Here is a 17,108-nt window from a genome sequence, read left to right as displayed (position 1 = left end):
AGAGTATTGATAATTTAAGTATTGAAGATGAAAAAAATTATATACATCGTATTAATGGGCTTAACAATCATGATTGTTGCCTATTCTTGTAAAGAATCTCAAATAGACGATTTGGATCTGCCACCTGCGGCAAGTAGAAGTATTACTGGCGAAGGCATTGTTGTGGGCAATGTATCAATAGATAATCAGTTTGTTAAAGTCCCATTCAAAATTTCGCTTTCAGGAGCAGCTGAAGAAGCTTTTCAGGTAGGATTAACCCTAAATAACGACACGGTAACACAATTAATTAATAATGGCGGTTTAACCAATGCTGTACTTATGCCATCAGCTGCCGTAGAATATCCAAACGTAATTAATGTATCGTACGGAACAGACAATGCCGAAGGAATAGCAATTGTTCGGCGCTCGGTATTAGAGCGTTATTTTGGAAAGAAGGTGGTTTTTGCCTTAAAACTTTCAGCGCCGGGTAAAGGCAATAAAATTGCCAATGGCAAATCGAATATCCTGGTCATTATCAATACCGAAGAATTATTAAAATCTACCGACATCCACTTTTTAAATTTTCAGGGCGGAGGTACCTACAATGTTGCTTATCAGGGTAATTATATCGTTGGCCCTGCAGGCGTTACCATTCCGTTGATTATCAGTTTGGATAATTCGCCTTCAACAGCCTTTAACATAAAAATTAAAGATAATGTGGATACTGTTGCAACCTTGGTATCAAACGGTACGTTACCAGCAAATACCATTCACCTGGCCGCTAAAGATTTTACCATCGATACTTTGGTGAGGTTTAATACAGGCGCAACCAGTGCTACCGTAAGGTTATCGATCCCATGGCCGGTATTTGATGCTAATATTGTGGACAATAAGAAATTCGCCTTTGCCTTAAGCCTCAGCGATAATACCAATCATGTTATCCATCCTACAAAAGGAAAAGTAATTGTGGTGATAGATCCCAATGTAAACTTAGATAACAATTCGCCAATTATTGGAAATGGAACAGGTTTGATTGCCAAATATTACACCAATACACAATTGGCACCGGATGATGGGCGTGAGCCTTTTGCAACCCGCGTTGATGGTACGATCGAATTCTCGGGTGATGGTTGGCCAAATAATGTAAAAAATACTGCTGGCACTTCTTTGAGCAGAGATAATTTCGCTACCAAGTGGGTTGGGGAATTCCTGGCACCAGTAAGGGGCGACTATATTTTCTATCAAACCCGTTGGGATGATGGATCAAGACTATTTATTAATGGAAAAGCCATTATAGACGATTATACCACGCAGTGGGATAAACCAGAACGAAAAGCAACCATTCGTTTAGAACGTGGTATTAGATATAAAATTGAAGCACATCACCGCGAAAATGTTGGCGGACAACAGGCATATCTCGAATATGAAGTTCCATCGGCAGGTATAACAGGCAAACGTGCAGTACCAAGAACACAATTATTTCCAACTCCTTAAACTTGAATAGACATGAAAAGTAACATGAAAAGATTATTGGGTATAGGTTCACTTTTACTACTAATTGTGGTGTTAACAGTGAAATGTAAAAAAGGCGAAACCGTAGAGATTGTTCCTGAAGTGGAAGAACCAAAGCCTACAGCTGGGTTTACCTTTGTAAAACCCGATACATTGAAATTTTTAGAGTACCAGTTTACCGGAAACTCCACAAATTATAAAAGTTTATTGTGGCAGTTTGGCGATGACAGTACTTCGGTTGAGGTAAATCCAAAACATACTTACCGTTTTCCGGGGAAATACAAGGTAACCTTAACCACAAGAAATGGTCAGGGTTATACTGCAGCGAAAGAAGTAATGCTTAGCGTGGTCGATCCGACAATAAATTACTCCATTTGTGGCGAAAATTACATGAAAACCATTGGTGGTATATTTTCGGTTAACCTTGAAGCAGGTGCGGGGGCCGATTCTGCTGAAGGTTCCAAAAAACTGGTCGATCAGGATGTAAATACGAAATTTTTGCAGGCAGGTTTTGATGGTACCCAAAAGTGTACCTTCGAATTAAAGACCCCACAGGTGGTAGGTGCTTATACCTTAACATCGGGTAATGACGCGGCAGACCGCGATCCGAGATTCTGGATTTTGCAAGGCTCATTAGATGGTATCCAGTATACCGATCTGCATACGGTAACCGTTTGTCCATGGGCGAACGAGAACAGTGGTATAAGTAGAAAACAGACTAAACTTTTCCACTTCGATAACTACATTGCTTATAAATTTTACCGTCTTTACATTAAATCGAATAGAGGAAGCCGTGTGTTTCAATTGGCCGAGTGGACAATCAACAAAAAACAGCCCTAGTTTATATAGTTTATGCATAATTTGAAAAATACATGGAGCTTAAAAACTTCATGTATTTTTAGTTTAAAGAAATCAAGATTGAATGACTGATAGGTTATAAAATTTGATTGCTTTGAGACTTATTTTTCTTTTTTAATAAAAGAAGTCAAGTTTTCCTGGCATTATGGTTGTTAAAACTTGACTTCTTTAGATCCTGTTTTAAATGTCACTTAGACAATTAAAAATTAAGGCTCTCTTGCAAAAATTAAATTATATTTTATACATTAGTAAAACGTTTAACTAAGCGTTAAATCTAACCATAATATAAATCAGATTTCAATACACACACAAATTATGAACAAAACCAACACTTTAAAATTTTTAGGCATACTGTGCTGCATGTTTGTAGGCGGCTTGCTAAAAGCACAAGAGCGAAAGGCACCAGCTTATCCCTTAATTACCCACAATACCTATTTTAGTATTTGGTCTAACACGGATAAGCTAAACGAATCTGCTACCCAACATTGGACAGGAGCCGATCACTCTCTTTTAGGAATGATTAATGTTGATGGTGGCATTTATCGCTTTTTAGGTAAAGAAACCACTACCTACAAAACGGTTATACCTGCTTCAGATGAAAAAGGTTACGAAGTAAAATATACAGAAACCGAACCTCAGGGCGATTGGAAGGCTGCAAACTATACCGCCAGCAGCTGGCAAACAGGTAATGCACCAATAGGAGATGATGCCAAAAATGTGAAAACATTGTGGAAATCGCACGATATCTGGATAAGAAGAACCTTTAATGTAACTAACCCGGCATCAATAAACGAACTGTTTTTAAAGATAAACCACGATGATAATATTGAGGTTTACCTAAACGGGAAGAAAATCTATACCAAAGAAGGCTGGACTAATAATTTCCAATATATTGCTTTAAGCAATAGCGATAAAAGTGCCTTAAAAGCCGGATCGAATGTAATTGCCATTCACCTGATTAATACTGCTGGCGGCCGTTTCCTCGATTTTGGTTTAGTAGAAAAGCTAAAAGACAATGCCGAAAAAGTGCAGCTGGCTAAACAAAAAAGTGTTGATATTAATGCCACACAAACCATTTATAACTTTACCTGCGGTAAGATCGATTTAAAATTAACTTTTACCTCTCCTTTGTTAATGAACGATTTAGGGTTATTTGCCCGCCCGGTTTCTTATGTTTCCTATCAGGTAAAAGCAAATGATGGTAAAACGCACCAGGTAAAAGTATATCTCAGTGCATCATCAAACATTGCGGTTTACCGCCCTACGCAAGAAGTTACAGCAAGCAAATACAGCACCGCTAAATTATCATTATTAAAAACAGGTACGGTTGAGCAGCCAGTTCTTCAAAAAGCAAGTGACGATATGCGTATTGATTGGGGGTACTTTTATGTGGCTGCGCCAAAAACAAGCAATGCCATCCAGTTTGTAACAGCCGAAAAAGATGCTGCCGATGCTTTTAGAAAAAGCAATTCGGCTTCAACCGCTAAACAGGGCAAAATGCTCGCACTGAATACCGTTATCCCTTTTGGAACAGTAGGTAAAGCTGCGGTAGAAAAATATGTTGAACTGGGCTACGATGAAATTTATTCTGTTCAATACTTCAATAAAAATTTAAGGCCATGGTGGAACACCTCAGGTAAAGAAACCATCGAAGCACAACTAACCGCTGCGTCTGATGAGTACAAAACTGTGATTCAGAAGTGTGAAGCTTTTAACAAAACTTTGTATGCCGATGCCTTAAAATCAGGCGGTAAAGAATATGCCGATTTATGTGTTTTAGGTTACCGCCAGAGCATTGCGGCGCATACTTTGGTAAAGAGCCCGCAAGGTGAAATTTTATGGTTATCTAAAGAAAACAACAGTGGTGGTTTTATTAATACTGTTGATGTAACTTACCCGTCAGCACCATTGTACCTGATTTATAATCCTGAGCTGTTACAGGGCATGTTGAATGGTATTTTCTATTTCAGCGAAAGTGGAAAGTATCCTCACCCTTGGGCAGCCCACGATCTGGGAACTTATCCGTTAGCAAACGGGCAAACTTATGGCGAGCCAATGCCGGTAGAAGAATCGGGTAACATGATTATTTTAACTGCAGCAATTGCCAAAGCACAGGGAAATGCCAATTACGCCAAAACACATTGGAAAACCTTAACTACTTGGGTTGATTATTTAACCAAAGAGGGCTTAGATCCAAAAACGCAGTTATGTACTGATGATTTTGCTGGTCACCTGGCCCGTAATGCCAACTTATCGGTAAAAGCAATTGTAGGTATTGCTTGTTATGCCCAGATGGCACAAACTTTAGGTTATGATGATGTGGCCAAGAAATATAGGGCTATTGCCGAAAGTATGGTGCCAAAATGGATAGAAATGGCCGATGCTGGCGATCACTACGCCTTAACTTTTGATAATAAAAATACATGGAGCCAGAAGTATAATCTGGTTTGGGATAAAGTTTTAAAGTTAAACCTGTTTCCACAAAAGATATACGAAACCGAAACCAAATATTACCTGACTAAACAAAACAGATACGGTATTCCGTTGGATAGCAGAAAGGCCTACACTAAAAATGACTGGATCTTGTGGACCGCTACTTTTGCACCAACACAAAGAGAATTCGAGGCTTTGGTTCATCCAGTTTACAGGCATGCTATCGAAACCGAATCGAGAGTGCCTTTGAACGATTTTTACGATTCAAATACCGGTATCCGCGATAACTTTAAAGCCCGGAGTGTAGTGGGCGGTTTTTACATGAAAATGCTTGCCGATAAATTAGCTGGCAAATAAAACCTTACCCTTTAAAATTAACAATCGAAGGCTCTGCAGTGTTGCGGGGCCTTTTTTATTCCCCTTCTCCTTGGTCTGTGTCCACAGACCAAATAGACACAGTTCATGTACTCAAGCGGGTCAATCATTTATCCTATCTGTTGGTGTCTCACCGACAGAAATAGGATGCCAAATTGTGAAAGAGATCTATTAAAATTGGGAAATGATTGGCCCGTGGTTCTTGGAGGTTCTCCGTCCCGCCATTTGCTATAGCTCCGATAGAAGAATCGGATGCTGCCGCTGCTGTCGGGTTTAGGCACAAAGGTTTCTGCACCCTGCAACCCCGAAAATGAAATACTGCCTTAGCCACCTAGCCCCGGTTGAAGTGTTACCCTGCAGCAACGAGGTACGAGGAAGCGAAGCGTATAAGCGTAAAACGGGAAGAAACTGTCTGTTTAGTACAGGTATTGCGCTTCAAATGGAAATTAGTGTTTTATCCTTGCCATGCGCTTATGTTTTCATCAAAACTCAAACTCCAATTGATTACTTTCTGGCTTTTGTATCTCCACATCATCATAAAACCGCGATAAGGTAATGCCTAAAAGTCTCACCTGTGTTGCTCCGATGGCTGCCTCTTCTAGAAGTTTAATGGCTTCAGCATAAATCACTTCAGCTTTGTTAATCGGTGTAGCAAAGGATCGGCTGCGGGTGATCAGTTTAAAATCGGCGAACTTGATTTTTAAGGTTACCGTTTTTCCGCTTAGCTGATATTTTTCCAAACGTTTGGCCACCGTTTCACTGATCTGTTTTAGCAGATCGTGCATCACCGAATCTTCATTGGTATCTTCCGAAAAGGTATCTTCTGCACCAACTGATTTGGTTTCACGATTCGACTGAACGGGGCGATCATCAATACCACGAACAATTTTATAATAAAATCTTCCCGATTTTCCGAATTGGGCAATAAGCTGTGCTTCTGTCAATTTTTTTAAATCTGCACCTGTATTAATCTGCATGGCCTTCATTTTGGCTCCGGTAACTTTACCAACTCCAAAGAATTTTTCTACCGGGAGTTTTTCCATAAAAGCTTCAATCTTTGATGGTCCGATAAAAGTTAAACCATCCGGTTTGTTCATATCTGAAGCTACTTTAGCCACAAATTTATTGATTGATACGCCTGCCGAAGCCGTTAAGTTTAACTCATTTTTAATGGCATCTTTAATCGATTGTGCAATGTCAATAGCCGATCCAATTCCGAGCTTGTCTTCCGTTACATCAAGGTAAGCCTCATCTAACGAAAGGGGTTCTATAATATCAGTATACCGACTAAAAATTTCCCTAAGCGCTTTCGAAACCGCGGTATAGGCATCAAAACGGGGGTATACGAAAATGGCTGTCGGGCAAAGCTGGTAAGCTTTACTCGACGACATTGCAGAGCGGATTCCATATTGCCGTGCTTCGTAACTGGCTGTAGAAACCACACCACGACTGTCGGGCTTGCCACCAACCACTAAGGGCTTTCCCCGGTATTCAGGAAAATCGCGTTGCTCTACAGATGCATAAAAAGCATCCATATCGATATGAATTATTTTTCTTAAAACCGGTAGAGTTGAATCAGACATGCAATGATCTAAATTTCGTGATTTTTATCAGGATTATTGATCTAGATTTTTTTTCTTTACAAAATATGGAGAGAGCAATTCGTTTTTATAAAAATGCAAAGCACGAATGGTATGCCGATATACCCGAATGGGGCGGAGATATAGCTGATTTGCAAATGGTAGAAGGTGCCGATGAATTATTGAACTGGATAGCGATTGCCGGGGACGAATGCAAATTACTGATGGCTGATGCACCTATTAAAAATGCCGAAATTTTAGATCTTGTTTATGCTCGCGAAGAGAATTTGGGCGGTGGTGGCGACTACCTGTTAGAAAAATTTAGGGGAGAATTTAAGAACCATAAACTTTGGCTTTGCCATGTAACGGAGTTTGTTTTTAAGCAATTGCCTGAACGGATTTATTTTAGGGAGATTGGTTAAGTGTGATCATTACGAATATTATTCCTAAAGTTCGTCATTTCGAGCGGAGTGTAACGCAGTCGAGAACCCGAAGGCTCTGCGAAGCAAAATCTGTTATGGATCTCTTCATTTCGCTACGCGTCAGTCGGGATGAGGATCGCTTCGGAAAGCCATACATCCTAAACCTTATGCCTTACCTTTATCTAATCCAACAATACCTCTACTTTATTAAGTAATGAATCCATCTCGAATGGTTTTTCCATAAAATCATTGGCACCGGCATCCAGCGCAGATTGTCTGATGTCTCTACTGGCCGAGATCATTAAAATAGGGATTTCCTTAAATTGAGGGTCATTTTTAAGCTGTTTGCATATATCCCTGCCATCATGTCCGCTCATCCAGATATCGAGCAAAATCAGATCTGGTTTGTTTTTTACCGCATCTATCACTGCTCCGCCATCATACGTAAATTCAACATCATAACCCATCACTTCTAAAATCATCGTTACAGCATCAACAATTCCTTCGTCATCATCGGCGATGAGTATTTTCTTATTTCCCATTTTTTAATTTTATTTCATCTGGTTTTGTTTTGCAACCGGTAAATGAGATGATTAAAAGCGTATAGTTATTAATGCGGTAAAGATGCTTTTTGTTTTAAAAAAAACGAATATTTATTTAAAGAATTTTATAGTAAATATTGACTAATGTCAATTGATAAAGTGTGGCTGTTATTCCCATAATAGTGAATTAACTGATAAATTATTTTACATGGCAGATATTCGTGCATTAATATTTTATATTTACAGCGTTTATTCAAAATTAATTGGGTTTAATAGCCAAAAATGGATAGTATTAATATTAAGAAGTTAGCAGAAGCTTTAAATTTATCTACTTCTACAATTTCGAGGGCTTTTAGGGATAATAGTGACATTAATGGTGCCACCAAAGCACGTATACTAGCCAAAGCAAAAGAATTAAACTACCAGCCCAACCATTACGCCAGTAATTTAAGAGAACAGAAAAGTAAAACTATTGCCGTTATTGTTCCCGAACTGGCCAATAATTATTTCTCACAGGCCATTCACGGTATTGAACGCGTAGCGAGAGAAAATGGCTACCATATTCTGATTTACGTAACGGATGATGATTATAAAAAAGAAGTAACTTTTATCCGCCACTTGCACAATGGTAGGGCCGATGGCATTGTAATGTCGGTTTCGGGAGAAGCCAACGATCATAATTACCTCAATAAATTTGGCAGTAAAAGACTGCCTTTGGTGTTTTTCGATCGGATTTACGAAGACATTGATACCCCAAGGGTAATTACAAATGATTACAACAGCAGTTTTCTGGCAACAGAACATTTAATAGAGCAGGGATGCAGTAGAATTGCCTATCTGGTGGTTAATAAAAGTTTATCTATAGGTAAAACCCGTATGCAGGGCTATCTTGATGCATTGGCCAAACATCAGATTCCTTTCGAAGAAAATCTGATTGTGGATTGCAGCAACAGTTACGAAGAAAATAGCATTATCATTAAAGAGGCGTTAACGCAATTGAAACCTGATGGTGTTTTTACCTCTGTAGAACGTTTGGCCTTTGCTACTTACTATGCTTGTTACGATCTCAATATCAACATCCCCAAAGATTTAAAGGTGATCAGTTTCTCCAGTTTGGAAATTGCTCCTTTGTTAAATCCCTCACTCACTACCATTACACAACCCGCTACCGAAATAGGGGAGGAAGCGGCTAAATTATTGTTTACTATTTTAGATGGTCATGCCGATAAGAACCTGCCAAATGAGGTGGTTTTAGAGTCTAAAATTATCATGCGGAATTCGACCCTAAACGGGTAAAAAAAGCCCATAAAAATGGGGTGTTTTTTAGCTTAAAATTTTCAAAAAATTTCGTCACTTAGTGTAAAATACGCGGAATTTCGACCGATTTTCGGGAACGTTCCCGAAATATAGGTGAATTTTGAGTTGATTTTTTCGGGAACGTTCCCGAAAAAAGCTTAAAAAATGACTTAGTGTAATAATTACACTTTAAATTAAAATTTATAACTTTTAATTTATTGATTATCAACATATTAAAAATTTGAAAATTATTTATTGTAGATTTTTAATAGCAGCGAAAAGCTGATTTTTATGTTGATTTTCCCGCTACAATTTCTACCCGAAATATATTTTTTAAATAAATTTTGAAATATCATTAACAGCTGTAAATTAGGCCTATGTGTAAATCACTATAATATTTAACCAAATTTTTATACTTAAACGAGCTTCAAATATGAGAGTATTTTACCTGTTAAAACAGGGGCTTTTGGTGCTGTTGGTTTTTTCAGCATTAATGGTAAAAGCACAAACCGGATCAGTGTCTGGTAAAGTGCTTGATGAAACCGGCCTACCATTACCCGGTGCTTCTGTAGTTGTAAAAGGAACTACAAGAAGTACATCGACTGATGAGAATGGTAATTATAAACTAGCAGGTTTATCGAATGGTTCGATAACACTTTCTGCAAGTTTTGTCGGTTATCAAACCCTTGATAAAGCCGTAAGCATTTCAGCAAATGCTACTGTTAATTTTCAATTGGTACCCGATGCACAAAAACTGAACGAAGTTGTGGTAATCGGTTATGGTACTGCAGAAAAGAAAAACCTAACCGGATCTATTACCACAGTAAATTCGAAAGATTTTCAAAAAGGCGCGATCACAACACCTGAGCAATTAATTCAGGGTAAGGTAGCAGGGGTGAATATCATCTCTAACAGCGGTCAACCTGGAGTAGGTAGCCAGATCCGTATCCGTGGCGGAGCATCACTTAATGCCAGTAACGATCCATTAATCGTAATTGATGGTGTGCCATTTAGCGGTAATACCATTGATAATGCACCAAGTCCGTTAAGTTTAATCAATCCGAACGATATAGAAACCTTTACCGTACTGAAAGATGCAAATGCAACAGCTATTTATGGTTCAAGGGCATCAAACGGTGTAATTTTAATCACCACTAAAAAAGGTGGTTCTGGTGCACCTGTAATAAACTTCAGTACCAATAACTCCATTGCAATGGTTGCCAGAAAAGTAGATGTACTTTCTGCTGATCAGGTTCGTGCCTATGTTAATGCAAACGGAAACGCTACGCAAAAAGCTTTGTTGGGAACGGCAAATACCGATTGGCAGGATGCCATTTATCAGAATGCATTTACCTCTGACAATAACCTGAGTATAGCAGGTTCATTTAAAGGAGTGCCTTACCGTGTTTCTGCAGGTTACTTAGATCAGGATGGTTTATTGATTACCGATAAATTAAAACGTGGAACAGGTTCAATTACCTTGTCGCCAAGGTTGTTTAAAGATCATTTAAAGATCGATTTAAACTTAAAAGGATCGCTAACCGATTCGCATTTTGCAAATGCGGGTGCAATTAACTCAGCCATTCAGTTCGATCCAACGCAGCCAATTTATGCAGACAATAAATACGGTAACTATTTCGAATGGACACAAGGTACAGGAAGTGCAATGGTTCCAAACCCAAATGCACCACGTAACCCTGTTGCATTAATTAGATTACAGGATAATAACGGTAATGCTGCGCGAAGCGTGGGTAACGCTAAATTCGATTACTCATTTCACTTTTTACCAGAATTACATGCCAACTTAAATCTTGGTTACGATGTATCTAAAGGTTATGGTAGCATTGCAGTTCCAACTTATGCAGCACAATCTGCGGCAACAAATGGCTCATTTTCAAGGGCATTAAAAACATCAGCGGATAAATTTTCTGAGTTCTATCTAAACTATGCACATACGGTAGAAAGCATTAAAAGTAGATTTGATGTAACTGCTGGTTACGGTTATTACGATATTGCCACCACCGGTTATAACTTTACCAACTACACTGGTTTAGGTGCACCAATAGTTACTCCGGTTTTCCCATTTTCAGTAGAACGTAATAAAATGCTTTCTTACTACGGAAGATTTAACTATACGCTTGCTGAAAAATATATCCTATCGGCCACCATGCGTGCCGATGCTTCTTCAAAATTTGCAGAAAACAACCGTTGGGGATATTTCCCTTCAGTAGGTTTTACCTGGAGAATTATAGGGGAAAATTTCCTTAAAGACAGCAAAGTGCTTTCTGATCTGAAATTGAGATTAAGTTATGGCGAAACAGGTAATAAAGACGGTGCTGATATTGGTAACTACAATTACATCGCTAAATATTATGCCAGCAGCAATACCGGTCAATATCAGATTGGCAATACTTTTTACAATTATTATGCCCCAGCGGGATATGATCCCGATTTGAGATGGGAAACCACTACTACTTATAATGCAGGTTTAGATTATGGATTTTTAGGTGGAAGATTATATGGTAGTATTGATGTTTATTACAAAAAAACTGCCGATTTATTAAGCAAGATTACCATTCCGGTAGGAACTAACTTTAGCAATGAACTGGTTACGAACGTGGGTAATATGGATGTTAAAGGCGCTGAAGTAAGCTTAAATTTTACGGCCATTAAAACTGAAAATACCACTTGGGATTTTGGTGTAAATGCATCTTATAACAAAAGAAATGTGACCAATTTAACCTTGAACCCAAATTCTGGATTTAAAATCGATGCTGGTGATATCTCTGGAGGAACCGGAATCCACTTAAAATACAATGCAGTTAACCAGATTCCCCAATCGTATTTTGTGTACAAACAGGTATATGATGCAAGCGGGAAGCCATTGGAAGGTGTTTATCAGGATTTAAATGGTGATGGTACCATCACAACTGATGATCAGTATTTCTATAAATCGCCAGATCCTCAATTCACTTTTGGTTTCAATACCGCGTTTACTTACAAAAAATGGAGCATTAATACGGTTTTAAGAGCCAGTTTAGGGAATTACGTTTATGATAACGTGAGTTCGAACTTTGGTGTCAATTCTAACCTTTTGAGTACTGTGGGTATTCTTAATAATGCCAGCAGCGATATATTGAATACCGGTTTTACCAATACACAATACCTAAGCGATTACTATATCAAGAATGCATCCTTTCTGAAAATGGATAATTTAGGGTTAGCCTATAACATTGGCAAACTATCTAAAGATGGAACAACAACCATGAGAATTTCGGCAAACTGTCAGAATGTTTTCGTTGTAACCAAATACAAAGGTCTTGATCCAGAATTAGCTACAGGTATCGATTATAACCTGTATCCACGACCAAGAACATACACACTAGGTTTAAACGTTGGTTTTTAATAGAAGAAATAAAATGAAAAGCTCATTTAAAATATTATTGGCATCGGCGGTTTTAGTGCTATCATTAAACGCATGCAAAAAACACGCATTAAATCTAACACCAACCAACGATGTAACAGCAGATATTGCTTACGCTACACCTGCAGGTTACAAACAACAGTTGGTGAGGTTATATGCAAATTATGGATTAACAAGTCCATCGGGCTCAGATAACAGTGATGTTGGGGGCTTAAACGCTGGTTTCGCAGATTTTTTAAGGTTATTTTGGACCTCACAAGAATTGGTAACAGATGAGGCCGTATGTAATTGGGGCGATACAGGTATTCCCGAATTGGATAATGCTACCTGGTCTACCGATAACCAGTTTTTAAGAGGATTATACTCGCGTAGTATCTCGCAGATTACCTTGGTTAACGATTATTTACGCCAAAGCACTGCCGATAAACTGGCTTCACGTAATATTACCGGGGCTGATGCAACTAATGTTGCACGTTACCGTGCAGAAGCCCGTTTCTTACGTGCTTACCAATATTGGGTATTGTTAGATGCATTTGGAAATCCGCCATTTGTAACTGAAGCTGACGAAATTGGAAAGGTTAACCCTAAACAGATTCAGCGTGCAGCATTGTTTACCTATATTGAATCAGAATTAAAAGCTATAGAAAGCGACCTGGCCGAGCCTCGTGCTAATGAGTATGGCCGTGCGGATAAAGGTGCAGATTGGGCATTATTGGCCAGGTTATATTTAAATGCTCAGGTTTATGCCGGTACTGCAAAATATACAGAAGCGATTACCTATTCGAGCAAAGTTATTGCGTCCAGTTATACTTTAAATCCGAGTTACGCCAATCTATTTAAAGCCGATAATAATATTGGAAACACTGAAAATATATTGACTATCAATTATGATGGTGTGAGCGGAACGAATTATGGAGGTACCACTTTCCTGATCAATGCAGCAATTTACGCATCAGCTGATGCTGCAGGTATGATAGCGGGTGAGTATGGTGTACCGAATGGTGGTTGGGCCGGTAACCGTACCCGTCAGAATTTGCCTGCCTTATTTCCAAATACCACTGGATCTATTGATAAACGTGGGGTTTTTGTTGGCCCGAAAGCAACAATAGATGCCATTTCAGATCCTAATGATGGTTTAAAGGTTACGAAGTTTAAAAATGTAACATCAGGTGGTACTACTCCTGCATCTTTAAATGGAACATTCAGTTCTTTGGATTTTGCCCTTTTCCGTTTGGCAGAACAGTATCTTATATATGGAGAAGCGGTGGCCAGAGGCGGTTCGGGCGGTAATGTAACAGATGCTTTAACTTACGTAAATAGGTTACGTCAAAGAGCTTATGGCAATACTAGCGGTAACGTTACTACTGCAGCTTTAACAACTGATTTTTATTTAGATGAAAGAGGTCGTGAGCTATATTGGGAAGGTCACCGTCGTACCGATTTAATCCGTTATGGCAAATTTGCCGGAGCTACTTATTTATGGCCGTTTAAAGGTGGAGTAAAAGCTGGCACTAGTTTACCAGCTTACCGTAATCTATATCCGATTCCAAATGCTGATTTAATCGCAAATCCGAATCTGGTTCAAAACACTGGTTATTAATCTTCATCGCATATGAAATCATTATTATTTAAATCCTTAGCGGTGTGCTGTTTAGCCGTATCGCTTTGGTCTTGCAAAAAGGACGAAACGCAGACTGTTTCGAATATTAGTCCTGCAGGTACACTTACCGCATCGGCTACTAGCTTAAGCTTGGTACAGGCAAACGGAACTAAGCCAGCGTTAACCTTAACATTTCCTGCATCAACGGTTACTGGCTACGCTGTACCGGTAACATCAACCATTCAGTTTGATGTGAAGGGAAAAAACTTTTCTTCACCTAAAGAGTATGTAATCAGTACAACTTCATATTCGCCAACTGTTAACGATTTTAATACCATGATGCTAGCCCTTGGTGCAACCATCGGTACATCAGCCCAGGTAGAAGTAAGGTTGAAATCAGGTGCTGCGGCAAACGCGATGACTTATTCAAATGTAATTACTTTAACAGCTACGCCATATTTAGCATCAGCCTGGATTTATGTACCTGGTAACTATCAGGGCTGGAACCCGGCAACAGCTGATAGTTTGGTATCCTTAACCAGTAATGGCGTTTATACCGGAATCATCAAGTTTGATGGTAGCCCATTCAAAATTACTCCAGAAAAAAAATGGGATGTAGCTTATGGTGATGGAGGTGGAGGTACAATTAGCACCTCTGGTGGCGATATCAGTTCAGTATCTGCAGAGTTCAAACTATTAACAGTTGATTTAAATAAGAAAACTTACACCATTGCAAAAGCCGACTATTGGTCTGTTATTGGTAATGCAATTCCTGGCAGTAACTGGGCGGTAGATACCGATTTAAAATTTATTAACGATGGAAAAGGTACCTGGCAAGCTAAAATCGCTTTAACCGCCGGAGCTTTTAAATTCAGATTAAACCACGATTGGACAACCAGTATTGGCAACAATGGAGCTGATATCATGGTAACCGAAGCCGGAACCTACACCTTAACCTTAACGGTTAATGCTGATGGTAAAACCGGATCATATACTATGGTTAAAAATTAATCATTAACTAAACTATTCCTGTCGAGATCTTTTGATCTCTGCAGGAATTTTATAATCATTAAAAAGTTTTAGCATGATAAAATCGCCTACCTCTTCTCCCTTTCCTTCCGTTATTTATTCTTCCTTTAATGCTCAAACTAAAAGCCAAGCAAATTTGCAGGGATTTAAAAAAATATTGATTACCCTTATTGTACTGTTTAGCAGTATCAATCTCTTTGCCCAAAAGCTGGAGCGCGTAGAGCCCATGTTCTGGTACGCGGGAATGCAAAATCCTAAATTACAATTGCTGGTGCACGGCGATAATATTGCCAATACCACAGTGGCCTTAACTTATCCAGGGATTAAGCTCGTTAAGGTTAACAAAGTTGAAAACCCGAATTATTTATTCCTCGATTTAACAATTGTTCCGACAGCTAAACCCGGAAAATTCCCGATTAACTTTACCGTTAACGGAAAAAAAATATTTACTTACACCTACGAATTAAAAAACCGCGATCAAAGTGCGGGCAGAATTCAGGGCGTAACCGACAAAGATTTTATTTATCTGCTTATGCCCGATCGTTTTTCGAACGGCGATAAAAGCAACGATGTGGTTCAGGGTTTAACCGAAACAGCAATAAACCGCGATAGTATGTATTACCGTCATGGTGGTGATATTCAGGGCGTAATTAACCACCTCGATTACCTGAAGGATTTAGGTGTAACTACAGTTTGGATGACTCCAGAAGTAGAAAATGATATGCCACAGGCTTCTTACCATGGCTACGCAGTAACCGATCATTATAAAATAGACCCCCGTTATGGTACGAATGCACTTTACAAAAAGTATGTAGAGATTGCTCATGCCAAAGGATTAAAAGTGATTAAAGATATTGTACACAACCATATTGGTACGCAACATTGGTTTTATAAAGATTTACCAATGAAAAGCTGGCTAAACCAATGGCCTAAATACACACAAACGAGTTACCGCGATCAGACCGTGATGGATGTGCATGCATCTGCGGCAGATCGTAAACAGATGTTGGATGGTTGGTTTGTGCCTTCAATGCCCGATTTAAACCAAACCAATCCCTATGTGCAGAACTATCTGACCCAAAACCACATCTGGTGGATCGAATATGCTGGTATTGATGGTTTACGTTTAGATACTTACGGATATAACGACCCGGTTTATATGGCCGATTGGGCATTAAAAGTTCAGGCAGAATTCCCGCACTTATCTGTTTTTGGCGAAACACTGGTAACTGCTGTGGCGAACCAAGCCTTTTTTACAGGTGGCAATACCGTTAACCGCGGTTTTGATACACACTTACAGGGCATTACCGATGCCACTTTAAAAGATGCAATTTACGAAGGAATAAACGGCAAAAATGGTTGGGTAGACGGAATTAACCGTTTGTACGCAACATTGGCCCACGATTTCCTGTATAAAAACCCAAATACCAATTGCATCTTTTTAGACAACCACGATATGAGCCGATTCTATTCGATGGTTGGCGAAGATTTCGATAAATACAAAATGGGAATGAGCATTCTCTTAACCATGCGGGGCATTCCTGAAATGTATTACGGAACAGAAATTTTAATGAAAAACTTTTCCAACCCAGATGGTTTAATCCGTTCCGATTTTCCTGGCGGCTGGGAAGGTGATAAAAAAAACAAATTTATTGCCGATGGCCGTACAGGCAAAGAAAACGAAGCCTTCAACTTTGTTAAAACCTTGGCCAATTTCCGCAAAAACAGCGCAGCATTACAAACCGGTAAATTGATGCAGTTTGTTCCACAGGATGATATTTATGTTTATTTCCGCTACAATGCCGAACCAAAAGGCACAGTAATGGTTATTGTAAACAATACTGAAAAAGAAAAAACATTAAATACTGATCGCTTTGCCGAAAGAACAAAAGGTATTACAACTGCTAAAAATGTAATTACCAGCGAAAACATCGATTTTAAAAACATCAAAGTGCCAGCCAAGATCACTTTGGTGCTCGAATTAAGGTAGAAGGTTGAGGCTTTAAGGCGGAAGGTAATTGCCAATTTCCAAAAAAAGTTACGCCTTGAAACCTGATA

General features: G+C 39.0%; 11 protein-coding genes. 9 read left to right on the top strand and 2 right to left on the bottom strand.

The features are described 5' to 3' along the window. The first annotated feature begins 27 nt into the window (after nucleotides 1-27). The 3 genes from EYS08_RS00435 to EYS08_RS00425 all read left to right on the top strand — a co-directional run bounded on the left by EYS08_RS00435 (nucleotide 28) and on the right by EYS08_RS00425 (nucleotide 5,139). The gene (locus EYS08_RS00435) at nucleotides 28-1,473 is read left to right on the top strand and encodes a PA14 domain-containing protein (RefSeq protein ID WP_131027907.1); all 1,446 of its coding nucleotides are present in this window, start codon (nucleotides 28-30) and stop codon (nucleotides 1,471-1,473) included. A gap of 12 nt (nucleotides 1,474-1,485) precedes the next feature. Continuing rightward, nucleotides 1,486-2,331 carry a PKD domain-containing protein gene (locus EYS08_RS00430; RefSeq protein WP_131027906.1) on the top strand — a complete coding sequence of 282 codons (846 nt, stop codon included), beginning with the start codon at nucleotides 1,486-1,488 and terminating at the stop codon, nucleotides 2,329-2,331. A 333-nt stretch (nucleotides 2,332-2,664) separates the two neighbouring features. Beyond that, on the top strand, nucleotides 2,665-5,139 hold the full coding sequence (locus EYS08_RS00425) for a glutaminase family protein (RefSeq protein WP_131027905.1): 2,475 nt from the start codon (nucleotides 2,665-2,667) through the stop codon (nucleotides 5,137-5,139). A 500-nt stretch (nucleotides 5,140-5,639) separates the two neighbouring features. Here EYS08_RS00425 and dinB read toward each other — a convergent pair whose 3' ends face one another. Then, nucleotides 5,640-6,740 carry a DNA polymerase IV gene (dinB, locus tag EYS08_RS00420; RefSeq protein ID WP_131027904.1) on the bottom strand — a complete coding sequence of 367 codons (1,101 nt, stop codon included), beginning with the start codon at nucleotides 6,738-6,740 and terminating at the stop codon, nucleotides 5,640-5,642. Between the two features lie 65 nt (nucleotides 6,741-6,805). On the opposite strand from dinB, the gene EYS08_RS00415 reads away from it, so the two are divergent. After that, complete coding sequence (locus tag EYS08_RS00415; protein ID WP_131027903.1) at nucleotides 6,806-7,159, top strand: DUF6717 family protein; 354 nt, start codon at nucleotides 6,806-6,808, stop codon at nucleotides 7,157-7,159. Between the two features lie 182 nt (nucleotides 7,160-7,341). Here the strand turns inward: EYS08_RS00415 and EYS08_RS00410 are convergent, their stop codons facing one another. Beyond that, entirely contained in the window at nucleotides 7,342-7,701 is a 360-nt protein-coding gene (locus EYS08_RS00410; protein ID WP_131027902.1) for a response regulator, read from the bottom strand. Between the two features lie 282 nt (nucleotides 7,702-7,983). On the opposite strand from EYS08_RS00410, the gene EYS08_RS00405 reads away from it, so the two are divergent. The 5 genes from EYS08_RS00405 to EYS08_RS00385 all read left to right on the top strand — a co-directional run bounded on the left by EYS08_RS00405 (nucleotide 7,984) and on the right by EYS08_RS00385 (nucleotide 17,040). Then, nucleotides 7,984-8,997, top strand: coding sequence for a LacI family DNA-binding transcriptional regulator (locus tag EYS08_RS00405; RefSeq protein WP_131027901.1), 1,014 nt, complete (start codon nucleotides 7,984-7,986; stop codon nucleotides 8,995-8,997). A gap of 433 nt (nucleotides 8,998-9,430) precedes the next feature. Next, entirely contained in the window at nucleotides 9,431-12,403 is a 2,973-nt protein-coding gene (locus tag EYS08_RS00400) for a SusC/RagA family TonB-linked outer membrane protein (protein WP_131027900.1), read from the top strand. 13 nt (nucleotides 12,404-12,416) lie between these two features. Further along, a complete protein-coding gene (locus EYS08_RS00395) occupies nucleotides 12,417-14,021 on the top strand; it encodes a RagB/SusD family nutrient uptake outer membrane protein (RefSeq protein ID WP_131027899.1) in 1,605 nt (534 codons plus the stop codon). 12 nt (nucleotides 14,022-14,033) lie between these two features. Beyond that, on the top strand, nucleotides 14,034-15,032 hold the full coding sequence (locus EYS08_RS00390; RefSeq protein ID WP_131027898.1) for a SusE domain-containing protein: 999 nt from the start codon (nucleotides 14,034-14,036) through the stop codon (nucleotides 15,030-15,032). Between the two features lie 73 nt (nucleotides 15,033-15,105). After that, nucleotides 15,106-17,040, top strand: a complete 1,935-nt coding sequence (locus EYS08_RS00385; RefSeq protein WP_131027897.1) for a glycoside hydrolase family 13 protein — start codon at nucleotides 15,106-15,108, stop codon at nucleotides 17,038-17,040. Nucleotides 17,041-17,108 lie beyond the last annotated feature (68 nt).

The organism is Pedobacter kyonggii, assembly GCF_004310665.1.
GTDB classification, from domain to species: Bacteria; Bacteroidota; Bacteroidia; order Sphingobacteriales; family Sphingobacteriaceae; genus Pedobacter; species Pedobacter kyonggii.
Note: the sequence above shows the minus strand (reverse complement) of the source record. Positions and strands in the feature narration are given on the sequence as shown.

Coding starts and splice junctions, on each gene's coding strand:
- EYS08_RS00390 (WP_131027898.1), top strand. CDS start 14,034: ATGAAATCATTATTATTTAAATCCTTAGCGGTGTGCTGTTTAGCCGTA.
- EYS08_RS00410 (WP_131027902.1), bottom strand. CDS start 7,701: ATGGGAAATAAGAAAATACTCATCGCCGATGATGACGAAGGAATTGTT.
- EYS08_RS00405 (WP_131027901.1), top strand. CDS start 7,984: ATGGATAGTATTAATATTAAGAAGTTAGCAGAAGCTTTAAATTTATCT.
- EYS08_RS00425 (WP_131027905.1), top strand. CDS start 2,665: ATGAACAAAACCAACACTTTAAAATTTTTAGGCATACTGTGCTGCATG.
- EYS08_RS00430 (WP_131027906.1), top strand. CDS start 1,486: ATGAAAAGTAACATGAAAAGATTATTGGGTATAGGTTCACTTTTACTA.
- EYS08_RS00435 (WP_131027907.1), top strand. CDS start 28: ATGAAAAAAATTATATACATCGTATTAATGGGCTTAACAATCATGATT.
- EYS08_RS00385 (WP_131027897.1), top strand. CDS start 15,106: ATGATAAAATCGCCTACCTCTTCTCCCTTTCCTTCCGTTATTTATTCT.
- dinB (WP_131027904.1), bottom strand. CDS start 6,740: ATGTCTGATTCAACTCTACCGGTTTTAAGAAAAATAATTCATATCGAT.
- EYS08_RS00400 (WP_131027900.1), top strand. CDS start 9,431: ATGAGAGTATTTTACCTGTTAAAACAGGGGCTTTTGGTGCTGTTGGTT.
- EYS08_RS00395 (WP_131027899.1), top strand. CDS start 12,417: ATGAAAAGCTCATTTAAAATATTATTGGCATCGGCGGTTTTAGTGCTA.
- EYS08_RS00415 (WP_131027903.1), top strand. CDS start 6,806: ATGGAGAGAGCAATTCGTTTTTATAAAAATGCAAAGCACGAATGGTAT.